The following is a 17,285-nucleotide window of genomic DNA, read 5'->3' on the forward strand; positions in this document are numbered from 1 at the left end:
ATGTCGACAAAAAATAAAGTGATATGGCATGAAGGGTTGTTTATTAAGCCTCAGCATTTTCAGCAACAGCAACGTTATCAAGACTATATTATTGAAACGCTGATAAAAACTTATCACGCTCATTACTATGGTTTAAGCCAATTGACGCTGAATACTGAATTATTAAGCCTTGGTCGTATTGGTCTTAAAGAAGCTTCTGGCATTATGCCTGACGGCACGCTGTTTTCTATTCCACAGCAAGATAATCTTCCTTCACCTATTGATATTTCACAAATTAATGAAGGCAGTGACAATGTGGTCTATTTGGCATTGCCGTTACAAAACAACACAGTCAGTGAAATCTCTCATTCCCATAATGGTAATCATTTATTAGCTCGTTATAGCGATGTATTAACACAAGTACGTGATTTGCATACTGAGAATGGAGATATCAGTCAGCTTAATATTGCAAAGCTTAATCCTATTTTAAAATTAGGAAAAACAGAGCTAGACGCTTATGTGATGTTGCCAATTTGCAAAATAAGAGAGATCAGCGCTGATGGTAGTTTAATTCTCGATAAAAACTATATTCCTACCTGTTTAAATTCAAGAATTTGCCCTATTTTAGCTGAGTTTTTAGCTGAAGTTGAAGGTGCCTTATTTGAGCGAGGACGCCAAATAGCAGAGCGTATAGGCTCCCCCGGTCAACAAGGTATTGCCGATGTTGCTGAATTTATGATGTTACAGCTACTTAATCGTGCTTATCCTCAATTTTCACATTTATCTAAGCAGACAGTGGTTCACCCAGAGCAACTCTTTAAAGAGCTACTTCAATTTAATGGTGAAATTCAAACCTTTACTAATGGCTCTCGTTTGCCTGATAAATTACCGATTTATCGACACTATGACTTGGCATCGGGCTTTTTACCTCTAATTAAATCTATTCGACAAGCGCTAAGTGTGGTTCTCACACCAAGAGCGGTGCCAATTCCATTGCAAAAACAAGAACATGGTATTCGTGTTGCGACAATTCATGACAGACAACTTCTGCAAAGTGCTGAATTTATTATTGCGGTACGCGCTCAGTTACCTCAAGAGCAATTGCGTCGCCAATTCGCGCAACAGGCAAAAGTCACTTCAGTGAATCAAATTCGTGATTTAGTCAGTGTTCAAATGCCTGGTGTTGGCTTCATTCCGTTATCAACCGCTCCTCGCCAATTGCCATATCACTCAGGCTATACCTATTTCCGCTTAGATCCTCAAGGTGAATCATGGGCTGATATACAGAAACACGGAAATATTGCATTCCACGTATCAGGACAATTCCCTGAACTTGATATTCAACTTTGGGCAATAAGAAGTGGAACTCAACATGAGTGATTTATCATTAATACAAGAACTTACTGAAAAAAAAGTGAGCCATAAATCATATCAATTGCCATTACGCGGTAACAACATCAATCCAATGATTGATGTCGCGACACCGTTGCTGGGTATGGTGATCAGAATGAAATCAATGTCAGCAACTCCGCTCTCAGAAAAGCTTTTTCAACAAGTGGTCACTGACATTCAAGCCATTGAACAACAACTTCAAACTCACGGTTATGAGCCGGGTGCCATTGTTTCATTCCGCTATGTGTTATGCACATTTATTGATGAAGCAGCATTAGAGTTAGGCTGGGATCAAGATAACGATTGGGTAAAACAATCCCTGTTAGTTCATTTTCATAATGAATCATGGGGTGGTGAAAAGGTTTTCGTATTAATAGAACGCTTATTAGGTGAGCCTAAACGTTACCTTGATTTATTAGAGTTTATTTATCTCTGTTTATGCCTTGGTTATCGCGGTCGCTATAAAGTCAGCAATGGCTATGGAGATGACTTTAATAAATTACTTCGCCAACTTCAAAAACAGATCCAACAACTTAAAGGTGAATCTCAACCTGTTGTTTTATACAAAGAAAATGGCACTAAATCACATCAATATCGCTTAGGACAACGCTTTGGTGTTCGTTATATCGCCATTGGCTCACTGATCTTCGCCACAATTATTTATGCTATTTATGCTTCTAGATTGAGACATCAAACTCTCAATATTTTGGAACAGCTTAATACACTTCTTAGCTAGGACGCCCTTATGATCCAGATTGATCTCTCAACATTAGTTAATAGACTTCACCCTATTGCTAAACACGCTTTAGAAAATGCGGCTGCGTTTTGTGTAAGCCACCAGCAACTTGAAATTACAGTAGACCAATTTTTACAACAACTGCTGGAAACACCACTAACGGATATCCGCACTATTTTTAATAAAGTTGATATCAATCCAACTGAATTAACAGCGCTTTTAGATCTTAACTCTGTACAGCACCAAAGCGTGACACAAAGTTATCCAAGCTTTTCCCCACTATTAGTGGAATGGCTTAAAGATAGTTGGTTATTGGCTTCAGCAGAGCTTAGTCATAACGAATTACGTTCAGGCGCGTTATTACTCACTTTATTGCAAATGCCTCATCGCTATTTGTCTAAATCAGCAGTCGAATTACTCTCTCAAATCAATCGGGAACAACTCAAACTCAACTTTGATGAGTGGACGCTGACATCAGCAGAAGCACCAATAGCAGAAGCTAATAAATCATCCAATAGTCATGTTCAATCGGACTCTATGCTTGCGCGTTTTACACAAAATATGACGCAACAAGCAAGAGATAACCAGCTAGATCCAGTTTTATGTCGTGATCATGAAATTGACTTAATGATTGATATTCTCTGCCGTCGTCGTAAAAACAACCCCGTGGTTGTCGGTGAAGCCGGTGTCGGTAAAAGTGCCTTAATTGAAGGGTTAGCCTTACGTATTATCGCTGGCGAAATTCCTGAAAAACTCAAAGAATGTGAGTTATTAACATTGGATTTAGGCGCTCTTCAAGCTGGTGCCGCCGTTAAAGGTGAATTTGAAAAACGCTTTAAAGGTATTATGCAAGAAGTGGCACAATCACCGACTCCTATTATTTTATTTATTGATGAAGCTCATACCTTGATTGGTGCAGGAAATCAGCAAGGTGGCTTAGATATCTCCAATTTGCTAAAACCTGCATTAGCTCGTGGTGAATTAAGTACTATCGCAGCAACCACTTGGAGCGAATACAAAAAATACTTTGAGAAAGATGCCGCATTAGCGCGTCGCTTCCAACTTGTTCAAGTGAAAGAGCCTACTGCCGATGAAGCTATTATTATTATGCGCGGGTTACGCTCTATCTATGAAAAAGCGCACCAAGTTTTTATTGATGATGAGGCGCTCTGTGCATCAGCACAATTAAGTGAACGTTATCTTTCTGGTCGCCAACTTCCAGATAAAGCCATTGATGTACTTGATACCGCTTGTGCTCGTGCTGCTATCAATCTTTCAACTCCACCTAAACAGCTATCAGCATTAAAAACGCAACGCCATCAAATCAAGATGGAGCGAGATGTATTAATTCGTGAACAACAATTAGGTTTAAAAGATCATTCAGAGCGCTTGGCGATATTAGACAATCAGTCTATTGAGATTGAAACACAAATTGAAGTGCTTCAACAGGCGTGGGAAAAACAGAAAAATATTGTTCGTGAAATTATTGAATTACGATCAACTTTATTATCAGCATTGACTAAATCACTTGAAGAAGAGACAAACACTGAAAGTATTGAAAATAACAGTGATGAACTAAAATCTCGATTAAATGCTCTAAATGAAGAGTTAACTGAATTACATCAACACTCTCTATTAGTCTCTCCTCATGTAGATAAAAAACAAATCGCTGCCGTTATTGCTGAATGGACAGGCGTACCTCTTAATCGCTTATCACAAGATGCATTATTAGTGGTGACAGAGCTTCCGACCTATCTTGAACAAAGCATCAAAGGGCAAACACTTGCTATTAAGCATCTTCATAAACACTTACTGACAGCGCGCGCCGATCTCCGCCGTTCTGGTCGTCCTCTTGGTGCATTCTTGTTAGCAGGACCAAGTGGTGTCGGTAAAACAGAAACTGTTATTCAAATTGCTCAGTTAATGTTTGGTGGAACACAGTATTTAACCACGATCAACATGTCTGAATTTCAGGAAAAACACACGGTTTCTCGCCTAATTGGCTCACCTCCAGGTTATGTAGGTTATGGCGAAGGCGGAGTATTAACAGAAGCTATCCGTAAAAAGCCTTATTCTGTTGTATTACTTGATGAAGTAGAAAAAGCCCATCCCGATGTTTTAAACCTGTTTTATCAAGCCTTTGATAAAGGAGAATTAGCCGATGGAGAAGGCCGTATTATTGACTGTAAAAATATCGCCTTCTTCTTAACCTCTAACTTGGGTGATCACATCATTATGGCTCATGCCGATAAACCGGATGAGTTGCATGATGCCCTCTACCCAGAATTAACCACTTTCTTTAAACCTGCTCTTTTAGCACGTATGGAAGTTATTCCGTTTTTACCGTTAACGCAGGCTATTCTCCAAGAGATTATTACTTACAAACTAACACGCTTAACTGAACTACTTACACAACGTTTTCATGCAGAAATCAGGCTAGAAGACACTGTTTCAGATGAGATATTGCAACGTGCTTCACGAGCAGAAAATGGCGCAAGAATTTTAGAATCTATTATTGATGGTGCTCTACTCCCTCCTCTTTCACTTCTTCTCTTGCAACACAGCGCACGGAATGAAGATATCAGGACGATACGGTTATCAACGCAAGATAACCAATTTATTGCAGAGGTAAATGTAGAACTATGAAGCACAGACTGAAAAATGCGCTCTCTCTCTTAACTTGTTTAGATGTGGACTCACTGATCAGCCAATTTCTTGAGCTTAGTATGCCTCGCAGTCCATTTAGCGCACTCATTGTTTCAATGATTAATAAATCAGAGAATCGCTTAGAGAGCTGGAGCATTGATCTTAGTGAGAAAGTAGAGAAAAAACATTTGGATGTCGATATTACGGAAGCGGATCATCCCTTGATCCAGCTTCTATCACAACCACAATCTGTACTTTGGAATGATCTAAAGCAAGGCAGTTATATTAGCGATCACGCCTTACAGCAGTTTATCGCCAAACAACCTGTGCATTGCGGGTTGTTTAGTATTCCTTTTACTGATCTGAATAATAAACCTTGTGGGTTAATTATTATGTTAGGGCAAGATCTCGATGAAACCGTTTATGAGCAAGGGATCTTCTCTATTTACTGCAATATTTTTCACCATCAATTAAAAAGTATTTTGGCGTTTTCTCAATCACAACAAAAAATTGCTGATCTGCAATATCTATTGAAATTACAACAAGAAAAAGAAGAGAAAATTAATCAGACGTTACGTTCATTATCCATATCGAATTTAACTTCAACGCGAGCACCCGTGCACTCTTTCGCTGAGGTGAACGATCTTACTTTAGCCACTGAACGCTATGAAGCGTCAATTCTGCGTTATCAACAAGAAAGCAGTAATGACGATCTCAATTTAATTGCTGAAAACTTAAATATTTCAAAGCGATCTCTTCTATATAAATTAAAAAAATATGGATGTCTTGAATGATTTATTCACGGATTATTTATCTCATTTTTCTGGCTTTCTGTTTACTCAACAACGCCTTTGCACAAGCGCAAAAGGATGAAGTTAATCTTACTGAACAAGCGCTCTCTCAATGTCGAGAAGAGGTATCTCAACTTATTCGTTTATCTTGTTATGACCAAATTAATATTGAGAACAAACAAACTTCTACTTTTGATATCAGTGCGATGGGCGATATTTGGCGCTTAGCAGTAGAGCATGAAATGAAGCGTGAAAACTATACAGCGGGATTTATGGTGACAGCCAATAACAAAGGAACTTATCCCGTCATTATGACGATCCCAGCCATGGGATATCAGCCACCTCGCCCTATTTTAATGCTCAGTTGTATCGACAACATTACTCGTATGCAAATTGCGTTACCCAAAAAACAAACTGTAGGAAACATCCAACTCATCACGGACAAAACTCAACTAAGTAGTGAATGGTTTCTACGAGAAGACGGTTATTTGCTTGAAGCAAGTCGTGGCATACCCGGTATTGATGAAATCAAACAACTACTTTCCAGCACAAAACTAACCATCAAATTAGCGAATGATGAGAAATTAACCTTTAATATTTCAGGCATTAACGAAGAGATAAAACCTCTGCGTTCCGCCTGTCATTGGTGATAAAAATGACAACAAAAACGCTTTGTACATGGCGAGAACAACTTTTAGCACCTTTGGATGAGGCTAAAATAAGTAGCCAGCTTGATGAAAATAGTGCCGACTGGGAATATATCGAAAATGAAATGATAAAATTTGGCTCACTAAGCCATAGCACTTTAGATATTGATGATCTTCAACGTCGTGCATTACAACTATTCGCAACACAAACCAAAGACTTTCGTCTATTGGTGCATTTTCTAAGAACACTGCAACATGCTGCTGTCCCTGAAGAGCTAGTTATTGCTGCCACGGTTGCCAGCGCCTATATGCAACATTATTGGGATAACAGTTATCCTAGTAATCCACGTTTAAAACTACGATTAGCACAACAAATTATTAAACGTTTTGAATCAGTCAAAAACAGTTTTTGTCAGCAAGCCACATCTGAACAACGTGATGATATTTTGGGTGAATTCGCCTATTTAGCACAATTTTGGCACACCAATCAGCCTAGTTTATCTACACAAATGGATGAATTAAGCCGAGCGTATCAACATATAGAAAATACACAAGAATCGACTATTACGGTTGAAGAAAGTGTAAAAGCAGAACCAGTTAATGAAATAAAAAAAACACCTCAAACACCAGTAAGCGCAACTTCACAGGCAGAGCAACCTCACGTTGAAATTAATCAAAGTGATGATCGCCAATGGAAGCAGACACTATTAAAAGTCGCTGGCATTCTTTGTGAACAAGCCCCTAATGATGCGGTTGGTTATCGCCTACGCCGATATGCTATTTGGCATAATATTCAAACACTTCCGATGAGCGATAAGCAAGGTAAAACGCCTCTAGCGGCAGTGGCAATAGATAGAGTGACCGATTACAAAGCGCAACTTATGCAACCAACACTCACTTTACTCAATGAAATTGAACAGAGCTTAACGTTGGCTCCTTACTGGTTAGATGGTCACTATCTTGCAGCTCAAGCCGCTCAATCATTAGGGCTAACTTCTATTTCATCAGCGATTGCTCAAGAGCTTTCACTGTTTTTAACCAGATTACCTCAGCTTAACCATCTCTATTTCTCTGATATGACGCTCTTTATTTCAGAAGAAACTCATCAATGGCTAAATAGCTTAGAAAACAAAACAAATAATAAAGCGAGCCCTGCGTTATCGCTACAAAGTGAACAACAAGAAATTATGACCTGCTTTGAACAAGAAGGTCTTAATGCCGCGTTATTGATGATTGATAACGCTATTTCAATCACAACAGAACCCCGCCAGCGGTTTTATTTGCAGTTACTCTCAGCACAACTATTTGAAGCGTCAAAGATGAGTTCCATCGCAAATGTTTATTTTAATCAGCTTTATCAAGATGCGCTTCGATATTCATTATCAGAGTGGGAACCCAATTTATTAAATCAATTAGCATCAAAAGCGGAACATCAACAAAACTTGTCTTCTCATAGGGAATAATAATGAATTGGTCATTTCTTTCTGGAAAGAAAATAACGGATTTTATAAAAAAAATTTTCTTTGCTGATAAATCAAAAATTAAATCCTTGTTTTTACTTTTTATTGCCTTAATTCCAGCTCTATTTGTCATTTGGATTTGGTGGTGGGGAGCTAATTATGAATTTAAAGGAGATTACCCATTAAGATCGCTCAGTGCGCGCTGGCTAGCGACAGTTATTACTATTTTAGTTGTTGTCAGTTGGGTTGGTATTGCAACATGGCTTCGTGTGAGAAAACTTGAAGGTCTGAAATTAGATGTTGAACTCGCAATTGTCGATCCTGTACTTAATGATATTGAACATCAGAACCGTTATTTAAATTATTGGAAATCGCAATTTATTAAACATCAAAATGGGCATACCAATGCGCTTTATCAAAAGCCTTGGTATTTTGTGCTAGGTACTGATGAAAGTGGTAAAAACACATTATTAAAAAATAGCCTCAATACGTTAGATATTGCGCCTATTGAAAATATTGTCAGTGAGCAAAAATTACCGTTGCATATAAAAATGTTATTGGCAGACCAAGCCATATTATTAATGCCAGAAGGTAAGTTAATTACACAACCCAATCTTATTTTAGAAAAGCCGAAACTTTATCACCGATTATGGAATGAGTTATTAGTCTGGTTAAATGAACATCGCTCTCGTCAGCCAATGAATGGCATTATTCTTACTATTGATACATTACAACTACTGACAAACGATAAAGAGAAAAATAGCCAGTTTATTGCTTCATTGCATATGCGGTTACAAGAAATCCGCATCGCTTTTAATAGTCAATTACCTATTTATGTTGTGTTTACAAAGCTCGATTTATTACAGGGATTTGACGCTATGTTTCAGTCACTAGAAGCTAAACAGCGTGATGAAATATTGGGTGTGACATTCCGATTAAATAGCGAAAATAATTGGGAAAAAGATCTTAATGCATTTTGGGAGCAGTGGGTAAGCCAAATGAATAGCGCCCTTCCTGAGATGATGCTCAATCGCGTTGATGAAAGCCAACGTACTAAGTTATTTAGTTTTATTCGACAAATTCAAGGGCTAAAAACTAACGTTATTAGCCTACTTAATGCATTAACGTCCAGTAATAAAGAACAAGATATACAATTAAGAGGGATATATCTCACTTCAGCAACACAAGTTGGTCAGGTTGATAATATCTTTAGTCAAACGGCATCGGTTCAATATCATTTACCAACAGCACCATTAGCCACTTGGCCTATTGCAGAAACTCATAGCTATTTTACGCAATCACTTTTTCAAGATGTTTTGTTATCAGAGCCAAATCTTGCTGCTGAAAGTCAATTTTGGCTTAAAAAACATCGTAGAAGAGTTCTATTAGCTTCCGCTATTAGTGTTGTTGGTATTATCGCTTTATGGAATGGCTGGAGCCATTATTACAGTAAAAATTACCAATCTGGCGAAAATGTACTTAATGAAGTGAAATCATTTCGCTCTTCAGAAGCGACCATTACCACTAATACCGCAGGAAAAGAGCAGCTTGCGGTATTAAACCCATTATTAGATGCCACATTAGCTTACGGTAATTATCGCGAGAAAAGTGACACGTTTTCTGACCTAGGGTTATACCAAGGAAAGAATGTCGGCCCTTATGTCGAAAATGTTTATCTCCAATTGATAACAGAACATTATCTGCCTTCAATAATGAATTCTTTACTGACTGAATTGAAAAAAGCACCAGCTGGTAGTGAGGAAAAGCTAGAGATATTACGCATTATGCGCATGCTTGAAGATAAGAGTGGGCGTAATAATGAGATTGTTGAAAACTTCATGGCTAATTATTGGAGTCGCTTATTTACAGGACAGAGAGATATTCAATCTCAATTAATGTCACATTTACAATACGCATTAAAACATACCGATTGGCAAACTCAACGTAAGGCAGGTGAAGTAACTGCTATTAATGCTTTTACACCATTTACTCAGCCAATCGATACAGCGCAAAAAGAGTTAAGTCGTTTACCGCTTTATCAACGTGTTTATCAAACCTTGCGCCTTAAAGCGAACCAAGTTCTCTCATCACCATTAAATATACGTCATCAAGTTGGCCCTAGCTTTGACTCTATTTTTACCGCTATTAATGAAGATAAACTTCAAATGCCTCAGCTTCTAACGCTGTATGGGCTAACAAACTACTTTACTCAACATAATGATGAGCTGGTAGATCTGACCTTTTTGGATGCATGGGTATTAAATTTAAGTACAAATACCCGATACAGTGAAAGTGATAGAAAAGAGATCCAACGTCAAATCACCGAACAATATCTAAATGATTATACGGCTCAATGGCGTGCAGCTATGAGTAATCTTGAAATAAGAGAATTTGAATCACTACAAGATGAAATTAATGCATTAGAGCAGATTATTAGCGGTGAACAACCCATCCGTCGTGCATTGCAAGTATTAAGAGATAATACAACATTACCGAAAATAGACAGTTCACTACCAATTGCTGATCAAAAGGCATTAATGGATGAATTGAAATATAAATTACTCACACGATTAGATAAAGAATTTGCACCTCAAACTGAAATTCTTGTCAGCAATAATGGTGAGAATTTACAGAACCTCAATCAAAAATTAAATGAACTGCATCGTTATTTATTAGGTATTTATAATTCACCTGTGCCGGGTAAAGCGGCATTAAAGGCGGTAACTTCTCGCCTTGAGGATAATAATCGCGACATTATTTTTGAATTATCTCAATCAGCTAAAACATTGCCTGAGCCAATGAATCGTTGGGTAGGACAATTAGCAGATCAAGCGTGGAATGTTGTACAAAAAGAAGCTATCCGCTACATGGAAGTTGAGTGGAATGAAACCGTTGTTAAGCAATATCATACCTACATTGTAGGTCGCTATCCGTTTAATGCAGCAACGACACAAGATGTCCCTTTAAGCGAGTTTGAACGCTTTTTCAAACCAAACGGCACATTAGATAGCTTCTATCAGCAAAATCTACGCCTTTTTGTTGAAAACAACCTGATTGAAAATAGTGATGGTCAATCACTTATTCGTCCGGATGTGTTAGAACAACTCGACATTGCAAATCGAATTAGAAATACATTCTTTAATGCACAAGGCAATTTAGAAGCGCAATTTGCTATTGAAGCGCTTTCTCTTACCGGTAATAAGCGTCGTAGTGTTTTAAATCTTGATGGGCAATTACTCGATTATTCACACGGCAGAAGCCATACCGTACATATGGTTTGGCCTAATTCAATGCGTTCAAATGTTGAGAGCAAGCTGACCTTAGTTCCTATTTCTGGCGATAAATCACCTCGAGCTGTTTTATTTAATGGCCCTTGGGCACAAATGCGACTCATTAATGGTGGCAAACTTACTAATATAAAGCCGCACTCTTTTGATGTGAAATTCACCCTTGATAATGGTGATATGACATATCGGATCACAATCGATGAATCTAATAATCCTTTCTTTGGTGGATTATTTACTCGCTTCAAATTACCTGAAACCCTTTATTAACTGATTTCCCCTTATATTTATAAGGGGATAGGATTATTCATGAATACGCCAAAAGAAAAATTTGTGATAAAAATTGCAGGCTCTCCTTTAGATATCCCTGAATTTATCGCATTAAAAGCGGAATTTAATAAGCTTAATCATCCTTCTCAACCTGAGATCAGTTGGACTCTTATTGAATCTCTTTCACTAACGTTATTTAAAAACCATGGTATTGATTTACAGAGTGGGAGTTATTACGCACTAGCTCGTCTCCATTTAAATGGGTTAAATGGTTTTACTGAAGGATGTGAATTACTTGCCAATATAGTGGTAAGTCAGTGGGATAATCTTTGGCCGACTCAACCCAATCATCGGTGTGATGTTTTAAATTGGTTTAATACCAAAGCGGGAGCTTTATTACGCCAATTAACTTTTTCGCCTTCTGATTTACGTTTAATTTATCGATCAGAAAGAGCTCTACAATTAATTATCGATCAACTTGCCCATACAGATTGGCCTAAATTACCAAAGCTAGAAAATTTACTTTGGTTTTTCCAAAATGCAGCGAAAACCTTAGAACAAAATACAAAAAGTTCGACTCAAAAAAGTAGTAATAATGCCGTTAAAATTCCGCCTATTGTCTATATCAGTGCATCTGATGAACTTAAAGAAAACAATACTTCTAAACCTAACCCTATCGCCGAAGTTGTTTTATATGACGATCCGCCGCTTGAGAAAAAACCAATGAGTGCGAAAAAAGGCTTTTTTATTGGACTATTAAGTAGCAGTGCTATTTTTATTGCTATTGGTATGGCGATTTATCTGCCTATGCAAAAAGAACTTTCTGCAATTACCGCTCAACCTGAAGGTGCCATTACACAATGGTTATATCAACCGAATATCAGTTCATATGCAAATAACCTTGTTTTAATGGAAAAACAGTCTCCTATATTTGCTTTAAGAAAATCAGATCATATGTTGGAAGTCGCGAAAAAACTTTGGCCTAATAATGCTGATCAATCTTACGCAACACGACAATGGCAAAATATCCTTACTACACGATTAGAAAACGCACCAATTGACAGCAGTTGGTCAGATACGAATAAATTAATTCAACAGCTTTCCGATAGGATTGTTCAACAAGAACGTAACAGAGGAAGCTTTACCCTTTCTTATTTAAAAACAGCCATTTATGAAATTCAAAAAAGCCATAATAAAGCTGTTCCTATTGAAAATAAGCTATATGCATTTTCACAAGAAATAAGTAAAGAGCAGTCTATCTCTCCTGCATTAATTAATAATCTCGATGCAGATATTAATGGATTATTGGCACGATATTATCTCCTGCAAAAAGAAGCTGAAGAGTTAGGATTAAAGCCTTATTCATATTAAAAATAACCAGAAATCATGGCAGATATTATTTATTATTAAAGGGATGATATTAGATTAACATGAGCGAAATTAAATATTTAAAAGAAAGGCAATACCTGCAAAAACTGGCTAAATCCTACGCACAAAAAAAACCACATTTAGCGGAAGTTTTAGAGCCAGATGATCCTCAAACCAGCTATTTAATGGAGGGATTTGCCTTTCTTTCAGCTCATTTGCAAGAAAAAATTGATGATGCATTCCCTGAAATTACACTCCCTTTATTGCAACGTCTCGGCTCTCAAGCAATAAAAGGATTACCATCGACATCAATTATTCAAATCAGTTGTGATAAAGAAATTAACTACAGCTATTACATTCCTAAAAATAGTAGTGCTTTAGGCAGTAATAACGAGTGTTTTTCAACTTGTCGCGATTTATATATCGAGCCTTATTCTCTTATTGAGAAACAAGTGACACATCAACCTAATAAAAGTTGTATCTCTTTAACTTTTGCCTACCTTGGCGATATAGAGCAAATGCAATCTTGCTCGCTAAATTTATTTCTTAGCCCAATCAAGAATATTGCAGATACGCTGTTACTTGGGTTAACACAACATTTTGACTATATTGAATTAAAACATGCCGATCAAAGTTATCATGGTGATAATGCAACGTTTTGTTTTAACTCTCAAATTGGTAAAGATTATCCTATTTTTCCACAATCAGAGAATACCCCGAAAGCACCACAACAATTATTGGAGGGGTTGTATCTTCCTCATGTTCATCATTTTATTAGCTTAGATATTCCCGTGATTATCAAACAATTAGATTGGGGAAAAAGTACTCAATTTACAGTGAATATTTATTTAAATAAGCAAATTTCATTAACGGAAGAACAATGCCAAGACTGTTTTTTACTTAACTGTATTCCTACTGTTGATAAAGAGAAAGATCATACAGTTATCCTTGATTTTCAAGAGAATAAATCATCTTATTTACTACCTATTCCAGATAACCATTATCTTTCAAGTTTATCTGAAATCATGCTTTCATTAGAGCCACATGAAAAAGAGCGTGGTATTTATTGTCATTTTTATTCAATAACTGAATTAACATCAGCATCTCGCCTATTGCCTCAATATCAAAACTCTCTTTTCTATTCCTTAACAATAGATAAAGATATCACCGGAAGAACCTTCTATACGGTTCATTTCTATGATAATAAAGGCGAGGAACTTATCTCTCCACCAAGTCTACATTTTTCCTGTACATATATTGGCTTTGAAAAATATAAAGATAACAGCATTGGTGTGCTGAATGCACACAGTGAAAATATGCCTGATAATCTGTTACTCAAAAACATCACACCTTTATCAGAATGTTTTCCACCTATTGTTGACGATAAGTGTTATTGGCATTTGTTATCACATTATAGTGCTAATGCTTTTATGCTGATGTCTATTACAACAATAAAAAATATGCTAAGTGATTATTTAATTTATTCAGAACTAGATAAACAAGTTACAAGAAAAATAAAAAAATCCTTGGATGGCTGTATTGATTTAAATAGTCAGACTTATGATTATATTTTAAAGGGTAAACCACATCGTTGTTTATCTTTAATATTAACACTAGATACTGATTATTTTGATAATGAGGGCGATGCCTTTATTTTTGTTTCTCATCTTTATCATTTCTTTCCATTTTGCTTATCTGAAAATATGTTATTAGAAATGAAAATTAAATTTAAAGATAATGAAAAAATAAAATGGTTTTTATCACCATCTCCATTAAAAGGTTATAAGTCACTGCTGTGATTATTTAAAGCTACAAATAAAAAGAGAAATAAAAAAATATTGAGTTAAGTGTTCATCTATTGATAACAAATTTATTTTATGTGAGAATTCATCTAAATAAAAAATAAGGAGAAAAAGAAATGGCTAAAGTTAATAATAGCGCTAAAGAAAGAGCCTATGCGGTAGCCCTTTCTGTTGCATCTCGAACTACATTCGATCCCAATAGCGTCACAGCCTCTAAGAAGCTAGCTCAAAAGCGCTCAGCGCAACGTTCAACTGATGATTTAAATAGAATGTTTTCAAAAGCTTTCTCTACTGTTATTAAATAATAACGTTCATAGCAAATATCCAACTACAATTAATATCTAAAGCCCTTTTGATAGGGCTTTTCTCTGGGGAGATTTAGTAGTGCATTCTAAAAAATGGGTTTTTCGTGAATTAGTTAAAAACGAAAATGATTACCAAGGGCTTTTAGCTTATGCATGCTATAAAATGGAAAAAGATAAATTAGCTCAAGATCTTCGAGAAGCAAATAAGTCAGAAGAAGAAGTAGAAAAAGATCTAGAGCAATTTCATAATGCTTCAGTAACTAAAGGCCAATTAGAAGAGTTCAAAAAGAAAGGGTTAAAGATTATGACAGCTTTAACGGAGGAATTGGATGAAGGATTAATAAATAAGCACAGTGATGAAATTCATGTCTTGAAAGAACAACACCAACAAGTAATAAAATACAAAGAGAAACAATATAAAAAAACACTTGAAAAAGAAATAAAAATAGCAAGAACAAATATAAAAAAAGAACTTCTAGAAAAAATGCAAGAATATTCCCTATCCAAAACATCAACATTTATAAAAGTATTAAAATGGATATGGAATGGATTTCAAAGTGTTTTTGCCATCTTGATATTAATTTTTACTCTTCATTTAATTGCTTATTGGTCGTCTGATGAAGCGACAAAATCAGGTGTTATTAGTAGTTTCTGGGGGAAAGTACAAAGCGTATTTAACAATCCAATTCCATCACCAAAAATAAATTTAGATTCTACCAATATAATTAAATAATCACATGAAATTAACTAAAACACTAAAAGAACCCACTAATATCGAAAATAATTTTCAGAATAACTTATATGCAAACAACTATCATATTTATAAACCTCAAGATATTGTTCGTTATCTCTTACTTTAGGATTTCCATAATAAACTGGAAAATCTAATTTATCGGTAAACTCTCTTAATTGTAGATACGCCTTATTCCAATCATTAATAAGACAAAATGTCACACTACTGTTTCTAAATCCTCTATCAATAATTCCATCACCAGTGAAAAAATAGTTATCCGAAATTCTAGGTACTGATTTAATCACAGAAGATGTATTAAGATAATAAGAAAAGATATTATATTTAGTGTAGGTGTAACCTCTTTCTTTTGTATTTTTAATATCTTTTATTGCCCAAAAAATAAGAATGGTAAATAAAGTCAGTAGAAATAATGTAATCCAATATCCTTTTTTCATATTTTCTTCCTACTGTCTTGGTATTATTAATATTCTATTTGAAACCTTATCACAATAGTTCTATAAATACTGAAATACCGTGACTTTTTGTGCTTAAACAGAATTGTATCCTCTAAATGCATTGAACGATAACAACCAAGAATATAAATTCTATCAAAACACATATCTCATTAATTGGATGTAATATCACTAAATTTATATGAAAAATAAAATACTCGTTAGTGCTTGCCTGATGGGATTTAAGGTTCGTTATAACGGCACAGAAAAAGCACGATTAAATACAGTACTTGAACAGTGGCAACAAGAGCAACGATTAGTGATCCACTGCCCTGAACTTGCAGCTGGGTTGCCAACACCTAGAGCCTCGGCTGAAATATTGGAAGCTGATGGTTATCAAGTTATGCAAAATAGCGCAAAAGTGATTGAAAACACGGGTAACGATGTGACAGCCCATTACCAACTTGCAGCATGGCTTGCTTTGCGTACAGCTTTAGATTCTAACTGTATCGTTGCCCTATTAACCGATAAAAGCCCAACCTGTGGTAGCCAATATATCTATGATGGCAATTTCTCTGGTGTGACAAAGCAAGGTGAAGGTGTTGCAACAACCTTATTACGTCAACATGGTATAAAGGTATTTTCTGAAAATCAGTTGGATGAATTAATTGATTGGGTAGAAAACTGGGATAAAGAAAATATTATTTTATGATAAAAATCTGAATAGCTAATAGCTTAATCAAATAACCATTTGAAAAACATTAACTTATTCTTATCGGATGCGGATCATCATCCATCGTTTCAAACAGGTTCTGCAAAATGGAGCCTTCCATTCTTACTAATCTCCAATTAGCTCATATTATTCTTAATTAACACTCCTATTTCGTCATTAACAAACAAAAATACTGCTAAAGACTAATGTAATTTATCTAATTATTTGATTTAGGTAAAACGGTTTAAATCTTTTAATAAATAAAAATTGATAGATAATGACTATTAATAATCTATTTTTGATCGCTCATATCGATCTTTAAGTGTTTTTACGGTAATCTCTTTTAAAAAGAGGGATTAATATGAGTTCAATTAATATTGTTGTAGGTCAGAGAATTAAACAGAAAAGAAAGCAATTAAAAATAACAGGTATCGAGATGGCAAGAAGGCTTGATATCAGTCAGCAGCACTACTCGCGTTTGGAAAATGGGCATCTTAAGATAACAGTCGATCAGCTTATTGCTATTGCTTTAATATTGGGAATATCGCCACAAAGTTTGTTGATTACACCCGAAATAATGTCACCAATGCTAAATGCTTGGGCTGAAACAACTTTGTCATCAAATGAAATTGTTATATCAAGAAATAAGAAGCGCCGTAATCTTAGATAAAAATACAATAATATTGTTTAGCGCTATCTGATTTAATA

14 protein-coding genes are annotated in these 17,285 nt (G+C 35.8%); 13 read left to right on the forward strand and 1 reads right to left on the reverse strand.

Features of this window, described 5'->3' with window-relative positions; genetic code table 11:
- The 11 genes from tssK (at nt 1) to AB4J89_RS11805 (ending at nt 15,413) form a co-directional block, all read left to right on the forward strand.
- A complete protein-coding gene (tssK, locus tag AB4J89_RS11755) occupies nt 1–1,359 on the forward strand; it encodes a type VI secretion system baseplate subunit TssK (RefSeq protein WP_088494820.1) in 1,359 nt (452 codons plus the stop codon).
- Nucleotides 1,352–2,107, forward strand: a complete 756-nt coding sequence (icmH, locus tag AB4J89_RS11760) for a type IVB secretion system protein IcmH/DotU (RefSeq protein ID WP_088494819.1) — start codon at nt 1,352–1,354, stop codon at nt 2,105–2,107. The genes tssK and icmH overlap by 8 nt, the downstream gene beginning before the upstream one ends.
- A gap of 9 nt (nt 2,108–2,116) precedes the next feature.
- On the forward strand, nt 2,117–4,753 hold the full coding sequence (tssH, locus tag AB4J89_RS11765) for a type VI secretion system ATPase TssH (RefSeq protein ID WP_368469342.1): 2,637 nt from the start codon (nt 2,117–2,119) through the stop codon (nt 4,751–4,753).
- Nucleotides 4,750–5,547: a Fis family transcriptional regulator gene (locus tag AB4J89_RS11770; protein WP_088494817.1), complete on the forward strand. Its 798-nt coding sequence runs from the start codon at nt 4,750–4,752 to the stop codon at nt 5,545–5,547. The genes tssH and AB4J89_RS11770 overlap by 4 nt, the downstream gene beginning before the upstream one ends.
- Nucleotides 5,544–6,194, forward strand: coding sequence for a type VI secretion system-associated protein VasI (gene vasI, locus AB4J89_RS11775; RefSeq protein WP_368469344.1), 651 nt, complete (start codon nt 5,544–5,546; stop codon nt 6,192–6,194). Before AB4J89_RS11770 ends, vasI begins: the two co-directional genes overlap by 4 nt.
- Nucleotides 6,195–6,199: 5 nt before the next feature.
- Nucleotides 6,200–7,654 carry a type VI secretion system protein TssA gene (tssA, locus tag AB4J89_RS11780; protein ID WP_368469346.1) on the forward strand — a complete coding sequence of 485 codons (1,455 nt, stop codon included), beginning with the start codon at nt 6,200–6,202 and terminating at the stop codon, nt 7,652–7,654.
- Between the two features lie 2 nt (nt 7,655–7,656).
- The gene (gene tssM / locus AB4J89_RS11785) at nt 7,657–11,205 is read left to right on the forward strand and encodes a type VI secretion system membrane subunit TssM (RefSeq protein ID WP_368469348.1); all 3,549 of its coding nucleotides are present in this window, start codon (nt 7,657–7,659) and stop codon (nt 11,203–11,205) included.
- A gap of 39 nt (nt 11,206–11,244) precedes the next feature.
- Entirely contained in the window at nt 11,245–12,576 is a 1,332-nt protein-coding gene (locus tag AB4J89_RS11790) for a VasL domain-containing protein (protein WP_368469350.1), read from the forward strand.
- 59 nt (nt 12,577–12,635) lie between these two features.
- Nucleotides 12,636–14,372: a type VI secretion system baseplate subunit TssF gene (locus AB4J89_RS11795; RefSeq protein ID WP_349474019.1), complete on the forward strand. Its 1,737-nt coding sequence runs from the start codon at nt 12,636–12,638 to the stop codon at nt 14,370–14,372.
- A 119-nt stretch (nt 14,373–14,491) separates the two neighbouring features.
- A complete protein-coding gene (locus AB4J89_RS11800; protein ID WP_088494812.1) occupies nt 14,492–14,680 on the forward strand; it encodes a hypothetical protein in 189 nt (62 codons plus the stop codon).
- 79 nt (nt 14,681–14,759) lie between these two features.
- Nucleotides 14,760–15,413: a hypothetical protein gene (locus AB4J89_RS11805; protein WP_311755780.1), complete on the forward strand. Its 654-nt coding sequence runs from the start codon at nt 14,760–14,762 to the stop codon at nt 15,411–15,413.
- Between the two features lie 35 nt (nt 15,414–15,448).
- On the opposite strand, the gene AB4J89_RS11810 is transcribed toward AB4J89_RS11805, so the two are convergent.
- Complete coding sequence (locus AB4J89_RS11810; protein ID WP_368469353.1) at nt 15,449–15,868, reverse strand: hypothetical protein; 420 nt, start codon at nt 15,866–15,868, stop codon at nt 15,449–15,451.
- 199 nt (nt 15,869–16,067) lie between these two features.
- Between AB4J89_RS11810 and AB4J89_RS11815 the strand changes: the two genes are divergently transcribed.
- Together AB4J89_RS11815 and AB4J89_RS11820 are read left to right on the forward strand one after the other, a co-directional pair.
- The gene (locus AB4J89_RS11815; RefSeq protein ID WP_088494808.1) at nt 16,068–16,577 is read left to right on the forward strand and encodes a DUF523 domain-containing protein; all 510 of its coding nucleotides are present in this window, start codon (nt 16,068–16,070) and stop codon (nt 16,575–16,577) included.
- A 361-nt stretch (nt 16,578–16,938) separates the two neighbouring features.
- Nucleotides 16,939–17,247 carry a helix-turn-helix transcriptional regulator gene (locus tag AB4J89_RS11820; protein WP_311755781.1) on the forward strand — a complete coding sequence of 103 codons (309 nt, stop codon included), beginning with the start codon at nt 16,939–16,941 and terminating at the stop codon, nt 17,245–17,247.
- The last annotated feature ends 38 nt before the right edge of the window (nt 17,248–17,285 follow it).

This window comes from Proteus sp. STS61-E (assembly GCF_040932335.1).
Classification (GTDB): Bacteria; Pseudomonadota; Gammaproteobacteria; order Enterobacterales; family Enterobacteriaceae; genus Proteus; species Proteus mirabilis_B.

Excerpts from the sequence above, each read along its gene's own strand:
- tssK (WP_088494820.1), top strand. The coding sequence starts at position 1 with ATGTCGACAAAAAATAAAGTGATATGGCATGAAGGGTTGTTTATTAAG.
- icmH (WP_088494819.1), top strand. The coding sequence starts at position 1,352 with ATGAGTGATTTATCATTAATACAAGAACTTACTGAAAAAAAAGTGAGC.
- tssH (WP_368469342.1), top strand. The coding sequence starts at position 2,117 with ATGATCCAGATTGATCTCTCAACATTAGTTAATAGACTTCACCCTATT.
- AB4J89_RS11770 (WP_088494817.1), top strand. The coding sequence starts at position 4,750 with ATGAAGCACAGACTGAAAAATGCGCTCTCTCTCTTAACTTGTTTAGAT.
- vasI (WP_368469344.1), top strand. The coding sequence starts at position 5,544 with ATGATTTATTCACGGATTATTTATCTCATTTTTCTGGCTTTCTGTTTA.
- tssA (WP_368469346.1), top strand. The coding sequence starts at position 6,200 with ATGACAACAAAAACGCTTTGTACATGGCGAGAACAACTTTTAGCACCT.
- tssM (WP_368469348.1), top strand. The coding sequence starts at position 7,657 with ATGAATTGGTCATTTCTTTCTGGAAAGAAAATAACGGATTTTATAAAA.
- AB4J89_RS11790 (WP_368469350.1), top strand. The coding sequence starts at position 11,245 with ATGAATACGCCAAAAGAAAAATTTGTGATAAAAATTGCAGGCTCTCCT.
- AB4J89_RS11795 (WP_349474019.1), top strand. The coding sequence starts at position 12,636 with ATGAGCGAAATTAAATATTTAAAAGAAAGGCAATACCTGCAAAAACTG.
- AB4J89_RS11800 (WP_088494812.1), top strand. The coding sequence starts at position 14,492 with ATGGCTAAAGTTAATAATAGCGCTAAAGAAAGAGCCTATGCGGTAGCC.
- AB4J89_RS11810 (WP_368469353.1), bottom strand. The coding sequence starts at position 15,868 with ATGAAAAAAGGATATTGGATTACATTATTTCTACTGACTTTATTTACC.
- AB4J89_RS11815 (WP_088494808.1), top strand. The coding sequence starts at position 16,068 with ATGAAAAATAAAATACTCGTTAGTGCTTGCCTGATGGGATTTAAGGTT.
- AB4J89_RS11820 (WP_311755781.1), top strand. The coding sequence starts at position 16,939 with ATGAGTTCAATTAATATTGTTGTAGGTCAGAGAATTAAACAGAAAAGA.